The sequence below is a fragment of the Streptomyces sp. 6N223 genome (genome assembly GCF_052246635.1).
Taxonomy (GTDB): domain Bacteria; phylum Actinomycetota; class Actinomycetes; order Streptomycetales; family Streptomycetaceae; genus Streptomyces.
Map to the genome: position 1 here is coordinate 47,558 of NZ_JBQQCA010000051.1, position 7,952 is coordinate 55,509.

Genomic DNA, 7,952 nt, shown 5'->3' on the forward strand with positions numbered 1-7,952 from the left:
CGCCCCGCCTCATGCGCGCCCCAACCTAAAACCCGTCGCCGGCCGGCCCGCGCCCACGGTAGGAAGGGACGAATCGAACAGAGCCGAAGGGATGGTGCGCACATGGCCGAGCAGGCCCAGCAGGTCCGGTCACTGGCCGACGAGGTGGAGGCCGCCGTAGCGGCGGCGATGGGCGAGGCCCTCCCCGCCGAACTGGCGAACACCGACCCGCTGGTGCGACGCTCCGACCGCGCCGACTTCCAGTCCAACGCCGCCCTGCCGCTCGCCAGGCGCACCGGCCTGAGGCCCCGCGACCTCGCCGCCACGCTGCGCGACCGCCTGGCGGGCCAGGGCCTGCCGTGGCTGACCTCGGTCGAGGTCTCCGGCCCCGGCTTCCTCAACATCTCCCTCTCCGACGCGGCCCTCCTCGAACGTCTCGCCGCGCGGCTGGCCGACCCCCGGCTCGGCGTTCCCCCCACCCAGACCTCGCAGCGGGTGGTCGTGGACTACTCGGCGCCGAACGTCGCCCGGGAGCTGCACGTCGGTCACCTGCGTTCCACGCTGATCGGCGACGCCCTCGTCCGCGTCCTCGGCTTCCTCGGGGCCGAGGTGGTGCGGCAGAACCACATCGGCGACTGGGGCACCCAGTTCGGGATGCTCATCCAGCACATCCTCGAACGCCCTGGATGGGACTGGCGCACCGAGGGGGTCTCCGCCCTCCAGGCGCTGTACCGGAGCGCGCAGGAGGCGTTCAACGCCGACCCGGCGTTCAAGGAACGCGCGCAGCGGCGCGTCGTCGCCCTGCAGGCCGGGGACGAGGAGTCCACCGCCGTCTGGCGCGAGATCGTCGGCGAGTCGCAGCGGGCGTTCCAGCGGGTCTACGAGCGCCTCGGCGTGCTCCTCACTCCCGAGGACGTGAAGGGCGAGTCCTTCTACAACCCCTGGCTCAACGACGTCGTGGCCGAACTGCGCGACAAGGGCATCCTTCAGGAGAGCCAGGGCGCCCTCGTCGTCTTCTTCGACGACATCCTCGGCCCCGACGACCAGCCGGTGCCGCTGCTGGTGCGCAAGCGGGACGGCGGCTTCGGGTACGCCGCCACCGACCTGGCCACCATCCGCTACAGCATCCGGGAGCTGAAGGGCACGCGGCTGCTGTACGCCGTGGACGCCCGGCAGGCGCAGCACTTCGAGATGGTCTTCCGAACGGCCCGGCGGGCCGGCTGGCTGACGGACGGCACCGAGGCCGTCCACGTCAAGAACGGCACGGTCAACGGCCCGGACGGCCGCCCGTTCCGGACCCGCGCGGGCGGCACGGTCCGGCTGGCCGACCTGCTGGACGACGCCCTGGACCGGGCCCGGCAGATCATCGCGGAGCGGGAGACCGGCCTCGCCCCGGCGGAGCTGGAGGAGATCGCCCGGGTGGCGAGCGTCGGCGCGGTGAAGTACGCCGAGCTGTCGACCTCCCGGCTCAAGGACTACGCCTTCGACGTCGCGCGCATGGTCTCCTTCAGCGGCCAGACCGGCGTGTACCTCCAGTACACCCACACCCGGATCTCCTCCATCCTCCGCAGGTCCGAGGCCGAGGCCAAGGCCAGGGCCAGGGCCAATGCCACTGAAGCGACGCCGCGCTTCGTCCCCGACGTCCCCCTCCAGCCCGTCGAGCGCGCCCTCGCCCTCCTCCTGGACGAGTTCGCCGCCACCCTGAACGCCGTCGCCGCCACCCTGGAGCCCCACCGCCTCGCGGCGTACCTCTACGCCCTGGCCAAGGCGTTCACCGACTTCTACGAGTCCTGCCCCGTCCTGAAGGCCGACACCCCCGGGAGCCGCGCCAACCGCCTGGCTCTGTGCCACCTCACCCGCGCCACCCTCGCCCGGGGCCTGGGCCTCCTCGGCATCACGGCGCCCGAGCGCATGTGACAGGCCCACCGCCCCGGACACGAACTAGGCTGAGGCCCCATCGACCTGATCGAAGGGAACGGCGATGAACGAGCCGATATCCGGGGCGAGTTCGAGGCGCGTCGCCCGGCGCCGCGCGGTCATCGGAGGCGGGGCCGCCGCCGTGGCCGCGGCCGGGCTGACGGGACTCGCGCTGCCCGCGATGGCCAACCGCGCGCCCGCGCAGAAGCGGTCGGGGCGTCCCGAGGCGCGGTGGGGCGTACAGGCCGGGAGCGTGACCTGCACCTCGGGGCTGGTGTGGGCGCGCTCCGACCGCCCGGCCCGCATGATCGTCGAGACCGCGGCGACCGAGTCGTTCCGCAACGCCCGCCGCTTTCAGGGCCCTCTGCTGGCCCCCGGCACCGACTACACCGGGACCACCGCGCTGGCCGGCCTGCCGCCCGGCCAGCAGGTGCACTACCGGGTGCTGCTGGCCGACCCGGACGACCCCGGGCTCACCAGCGAGCCCGCGACCGGGACCTTCCGCACGGCGCCCGAGCGCCGGCGCGACGGGGTGCGGTTCACGTGGTCCGCCGACCTCGCCGGGCAGGGCTGGGGCATCAACCCGGACATCGGCGGCTTCCGGGCGTTCGAGGAAATGCGCGGCCTGGACCCCGACTTCTTCCTCTTCAGCGGCGACACGATCTACGCCGACAATCCGCTGACCGAGACCGTGCAGCTCCCGGACGGGCGGGTGTGGCGGAACGTCATCACCGAGGAGAAGGCGAAGGTCGCCGAGACCCTCGCCGAGTTCCGGGGGAACTTCCGCTACAACCTGCTGGACGAGAACCTGCTGCGGTTCAACGCCCAGGTGCCGACGGTCGCGCAGTGGGACGACCACGACGTGGTCAACAACTGGTATCCCGGCGAGATCCTGGACGACGAACGCTACACCGAGAAGTCGGTCGACGTCCTGGCGGCACGGGCACGCCAGGCGTTCCTCGAGTACTTCCCCATCTCGCCCTCCTCCCGGCAGGGCCGTATATACCGGGCGATGCGCTACGGCCCGCTGCTGGACGTCTTCCTCCTCGACATGCGCACCTACCGCAACGCCAACTCCCCCAACCGCCAGCCGGAGGACACCCAGGGCATCCTCGGCCGCGAGCAGCTGGAGTGGCTCAAGGCCGAGCTGTCCCGCTCCCGCGCGGTGTGGAAGGTCATCGCGGCGGACATGCCCCTGGGCCTGGTGATCGCGGACGGCGAGACCGACTTCGAGGCGATCGCCAACGCCGATCCCGGCGCCCCGCTGGGCCGCGAGCTCCAGATCGCCGAGCTGCTGCGCCACATCAAGCACCGGCGGATCACCGGCACGGTGTGGCTGACCGCCGACGTGCACCACACGTCCGCGCAGCACTACCAGCCCGCACAGGCGGCGTTCACCGACTTCGAGCCGTTCTGGGAGTTCGTCACCGGCCCACTCAACGCCGGCACCGGCCCGGCCAGCGAGCTGGACGCCACCTTCGGCCCCGAGCGCGTCTTCGTGAAGGCGCCGGAGAAGTTCGGCAACCCCCTGGGCGGCTACCAGTTCTACGGCGAGGTGGAGATCGACGGCGACGGCGGCGAGCTGACGGTCCGCCTGCGCGAGCTCGGCGGCGGCGTGGTCTTCACCAAGACCCTCCATCCCGGCCTGGTGGGCCAGTGACGAGCGGCGCCCCGACACACCGCTGAGAACGCCTTCGGCTCCGGGCAGACCCCACCGCGCGGTGGGGTGTGAGGCGCGGGCGACCGCGCGGCGCTCAGGCGCGCTGGCGTTCCTCCCGCTGCCGGATCAGCTCCTCGACCGGGCTCGGCAGGGTCGTCTCGAAGTCGATCAGCTTCGCCCACGTCGGGGTCACGACGATCCGGACCATGCCGTCGCGGTAGAGCGAACGCACCTCCGCCTCCCACTCGACCCGTTGCTCGGGCGTCATCTTGTAGGTGCCGCTCGCTTCCAGATACTCGTCCGGGATGCCATCGACGACGTCCAGTTCGGCCGCCACGGACCCGTCAGCCGATCTGCTCCGCCAGCGCGACGAGGATGCCCTCGGGGCCGCGGACGTAGCAGAGCCGGTAGCTGTCCTCATACTGCGCCACCTCGCCGACGAGTTCGGCGCCGTGGGCGCGCAGGCGGGCGAGGATGTCGTCGATGTCGTCGACGGCGAACATGATGCGGCGGATGCCCAGCGTGTTCACCGGTGCGTTCGGTTGAGCGCCGACCGCCGTCGGCGAGTGGAACTTCGTCAGCTCCAGTCGTCCGTGGCCGTCCGGCGTCCGCACCATCGCGATGTCGGCCCGGACATCGTCGAGGCCGACCATGCGGTCCACCGACCGGCCCTCGACTGTCGCCTCGCCCTCCAGCTCCATGCCGAGTTCAAGGAAGAACGCGGTAGCGGCCTCAAGGTCGTCGACAACAATGCTGACGTTGTCCATCCGCTGGATCGTCATGCCAGTGCTCCTTCTTGGTCACGTTCTTCGTCGTGCGGGTCCCGGAGGCCGCGCCGCCGGTTGCCACCGGTGCGGCGCCGACCAGGGCGTACACCGCTGTCAGCCCCGCACCGGCAGGTCGTACCAGCGCCGCGCGCTGGAACCGATGCGGGAGAGATCGGTGCCGTAGATGTGCAGCGAGACGGCGGTGGTCTCGGAGTTGTTGCGCACCCGGTGAATGTCGCCGGGCGGGGCGAACGCGCTGACCTCGCCGGTCAGGTTGGGGTTGACGCCGGCCTCGAGCAGGTGGGTGCCGTCCTCGGACAGCGTGTACAGATCCTCGTGCTCGACACCCTCCAGCACGCCGAACACGCACCAGGTCACGTGGTCGTGGATCCTGGTCACCGCCCCCGGCTGCCACACGATCGCCACCATCGAGAACGAGCCGTCAGGCTCGACGTGCAGGCGTTGGCTGCTGTGGGTGCCGCGCTCGCCGATCCGCTGCGCGGGGGTGAGCAGCAGGTCGGCCGGCGGCATGTGCCGGCGCAGGGCGTCGGCCACGAAAACCGCGGTCTGCCGCCAGTCCGCGTTGCGGGCGACGGCCCGGCGCACCGCGACGATCAGCTGGTCCAGCTCGCTGCGCGGGTTCGACACCGGGTTCGACACCAGGTTCGACATCGGGTTGGACATTAGGGTGGTCATGACGCCCTCCTTCGGGGTCGGCTGTGTCCAGCATCGGTCCGACCGGGATCCCGGGGCATCCGTGCCAGCCGCCGTCCACCACGGATGGGTCCACGGATGGGTTCGCGGAGACGGCTACGAGTGAGGGGATGACGCGGCTGTGGCTGAGCTGCCCGGCACCGGCCGGATCTCCCAGCGGGAGGCGGAGGTGCTTGCCGCGATCGGGGCGCGCCTGTCCAACGCCCAGATCGCCAACCGCCTGCACATCTCGGTACGCACGGTGGAGAGCCACGTGTCGTCGCTGCTGCGCAAGTACGGGTTCAGCGACCGGTGGGCTCTGGCCGAGCTGGCCCGGCAGGCCGGCGCCGGCGGGCGGGAGCCGGGGCGCCTCGCCGGCCTGCCGTCGGCGGCGACCACCACGTTCGTCGGGCGGGAGCCGGAGCGTGCCGCGGTGCTGGCCGCGATCGACGACGCCCGCCTGGTGACCCTGCTCGGCCCGGGTGGCGTCGGCAAGACCCGGCTGGCCGTCGCGGTGGCCGAGGCGGCCGGGCCGGCGTTTCCGTCCGGTGGGGCGTTCGTGGATCTGGTCCCGGTCCGGGAGGGGTTCGTGGCCCGGGCGGTGGCGACCACGCTCGGTGTGACCGAGGGCTCGCACCAGCCGCTCGAGGAGGCGGTCGCGGCGCGGCTCGGCGGCGGCCGGTCGCTGCTGGTGCTCGACAACTGCGAGCACGTGATCGAGGAGGCGGCCGCGTTCGCCGAACGTATCCTGGCCGCCTGCCCGGGAACCCGGATCCTGGTGACCAGCCGCGAGCGGCTGAGCATCCCCGGCGAGCGCACCGTGCCGATCGCGCCGCTGCCGCTGGCCGGTGACGCCGAACGGCTCTTCCGCGACAGGGCGCTCGCCGCGGATCCGGAGTTCGTCGCCGAGCCGGAGGTGATCGCGGAGCTGTGCGCCCGGCTGGACGGGATGCCGCTGGCGATCGAGCTGGCCGCCGCGCGCAGCGCCTCGCTGGGCGCCACCGGGTTGCTCGCCGCGCTGGAGGACGCGCTGCGCCTGCTGTCCGGCGGCCGGGGCGGCGACCAGCGGCACCGCTCGCTGCGCGCGGTGATCTCGTGGAGCTACGAGCTGCTCGACGCCGAGGAGCAGGCGCTGTTTCGCCGGCTCGGCGCGTTCGCCGGGGCGTTCGACGTGGCCGCCGCGGTCGCCATCGCCGGTGACCGGGCCGGGGCGACCGACCTGCTCGGCCGGCTGGTGGACAAGACCCTGGTGGTGCACCTGAGGGGCACGCCGAGCAGGTGGCGGCTGCTCGAAACGGTCCGGGCTTTCGCGCTCGAGCAGTTGGAGCTCGCCGGTGAGGGCGCCTCGACCAGGGAACGCCATCTGCGCTGGGCGGCCGAGACCGCGTTCGCGCTCGAGGGCCGCCTCGACGGCGCGTGGCGGGACGACTTCGACGCCACCGCGGCCGACCTGCGGGCGGCCATCGCCGCGGCGGCGCCCGAGCCCGATCCGGTGACCCACCGGCTCGCCGCGTCGCTGGCGCACCTGAGCTACGCGCGGCGGTACCTCATGGAGTCCTTCGGGCACTACCGGCTTGCCGCCACCCGGGCGACCACGCCCGCCGAGGCGGCCCGCGACCTGCGCACGGCGGCCGGCTGCGCGCACGTCAGCACCACGTCCAACCAGCATGTCTTCGAGCTGCTGCTGGCCGCGGCGGCGCGTGAGGGCGGCGCGGAGCGGGCGGTCGATCTGGCTCGGGCGGTGGAGACCGCGGCCCGCTACCCCGAAGCGTTCGAGACGCCGATCCCCCGCGACCGCCTGCACGGGCTGCTGGACGAGGCGATCGCGGCCGGTGCCGGTGCCGGTGCCGCCGATGATCCGGTGGTCGCGGCGGTCCTGGCCACCGCGACCGCATGGCTGGCCGGGGACGCGAGCCCGGACCCGGCGCTGGCCGCCGAGGCCGTCCGGGCCGCGCGGGCGGCCGGCGATCCGGCGCTGATCAGCGCCGGGCTCTGCGCGACGGGCACGGCGGCGCTGCATGCCGGACGGCTGCGGGACGCCTACCGCATCACCCGGGAGCGGCTGGCGTTGCTGCCGTTGATGGACCGCGACGACCCGTACTACGCGCCGGAGATCTGCAACACCCTCGGCCGGGCGTGCGCCTACGCGATGATGATCGGTGACCTGCCCGGCGGGTTGGCCGCGGCGCGGGCGGGCCTGGACGACGACCTGTTGCGCCACACGCACATCACGGCCAGCCGGCTGGTTCCGCCGCTGGTGCTGACCGGCCGGCTGGACGAGGCGGTGGAGCACGCGAGCCGGATGTGGGACCAGTGGGAGCTCGCCGGCCGCCCGGCCCCGCTCTGGATGGCCCCGGCGGTGGCCTGCACCTTCCTGGCGTACGGCCTGCTCGGGGAGCACGCATCGCTGGCGCTGTGGCGGGCGCGGATCACGGAGGTGGCCGGCGGCGGGGTGCTGCCGGCCGCCGTCACGTTCGTCGAGGCCCGGCTTGCCCTGCACACCGCCGAGTTCGCCGACGCCGAGGCGCTGGTCTCGCGAGCCTTCGCCGACGGCGTGCCCGGCGACGTGTACGCGGCCTACGCCCGCGCGGCCGCCGCGGAGTTGGCGGCCGCCGCCGGGCTGCCCGACGCGGCGAAGCGCCTCTCGGCCGCGGCACCGGACGCCGACGAGAACGCATGGGCGGCGGCCTGCCTCGCCCGGGCCGCCTGCCGGTCGCACGCCGACCCGGCCGCCCTGCTCGGCTCCCTCGGGGCCTGGGAGCGGCTGGACGCTCGCATCGAGCGCGCCTGCACCCTGCTCCTCCTGCCCGACCGCGCCGACGAGGGGCGGGCGGAGTACACGGCGCTGGAGGTTGTCCACACGGGATCTCGTGCCCGCTAGCCTCGATTGTTCAGCTTGCAGTCCTGCCGCCCGGGCGGTCGCGGCCGGCGCCGCC

General features: G+C 73.4%; 6 protein-coding genes. 3 read left to right on the forward strand and 3 right to left on the reverse strand.

The annotated features are described in order from the left end of the window. The first annotated feature begins 102 nt into the window (after positions 1 to 102). Positions 103 to 1,896 carry an arginine--tRNA ligase gene (gene argS / locus ACTWQH_RS25720; protein WP_443289123.1) on the forward strand — a complete coding sequence of 598 codons (1,794 nt, stop codon included), beginning with the start codon at positions 103 to 105 and terminating at the stop codon, positions 1,894 to 1,896. A gap of 64 nt (positions 1,897 to 1,960) precedes the next feature. Next, positions 1,961 to 3,556, forward strand: a complete 1,596-nt coding sequence (locus tag ACTWQH_RS25725; RefSeq protein WP_443289124.1) for an alkaline phosphatase D family protein — start codon at positions 1,961 to 1,963, stop codon at positions 3,554 to 3,556. A gap of 94 nt (positions 3,557 to 3,650) precedes the next feature. On the opposite strand, the gene ACTWQH_RS25730 is transcribed toward ACTWQH_RS25725, so the two are convergent. The 3 genes from ACTWQH_RS25730 to ACTWQH_RS25740 form a co-directional block, all read right to left on the reverse strand. Next, entirely contained in the window at positions 3,651 to 3,893 is a 243-nt protein-coding gene (locus tag ACTWQH_RS25730; protein ID WP_443289125.1) for a hypothetical protein, read from the reverse strand. A 7-nt stretch (positions 3,894 to 3,900) separates the two neighbouring features. Then, on the reverse strand, positions 3,901 to 4,338 hold the full coding sequence (locus ACTWQH_RS25735; protein WP_443289126.1) for a VOC family protein: 438 nt from the start codon (positions 4,336 to 4,338) through the stop codon (positions 3,901 to 3,903). 99 nt (positions 4,339 to 4,437) lie between these two features. Then, the gene (locus ACTWQH_RS25740) at positions 4,438 to 5,019 is read right to left on the reverse strand and encodes a cysteine dioxygenase (protein ID WP_443289127.1); all 582 of its coding nucleotides are present in this window, start codon (positions 5,017 to 5,019) and stop codon (positions 4,438 to 4,440) included. Between the two features lie 139 nt (positions 5,020 to 5,158). On the opposite strand from ACTWQH_RS25740, the gene ACTWQH_RS25745 reads away from it, so the two are divergent. Beyond that, entirely contained in the window at positions 5,159 to 7,897 is a 2,739-nt protein-coding gene (locus ACTWQH_RS25745; RefSeq protein WP_443289128.1) for an ATP-binding protein, read from the forward strand. Positions 7,898 to 7,952 lie beyond the last annotated feature (55 nt).

Coding starts and splice junctions, on each gene's coding strand:
- argS (WP_443289123.1), top strand. CDS start 103: ATGGCCGAGCAGGCCCAGCAGGTCCGGTCACTGGCCGACGAGGTGGAG.
- ACTWQH_RS25725 (WP_443289124.1), top strand. CDS start 1,961: ATGAACGAGCCGATATCCGGGGCGAGTTCGAGGCGCGTCGCCCGGCGC.
- ACTWQH_RS25735 (WP_443289126.1), bottom strand. CDS start 4,338: ATGACGATCCAGCGGATGGACAACGTCAGCATTGTTGTCGACGACCTT.
- ACTWQH_RS25740 (WP_443289127.1), bottom strand. CDS start 5,019: ATGACCACCCTAATGTCCAACCCGATGTCGAACCTGGTGTCGAACCCG.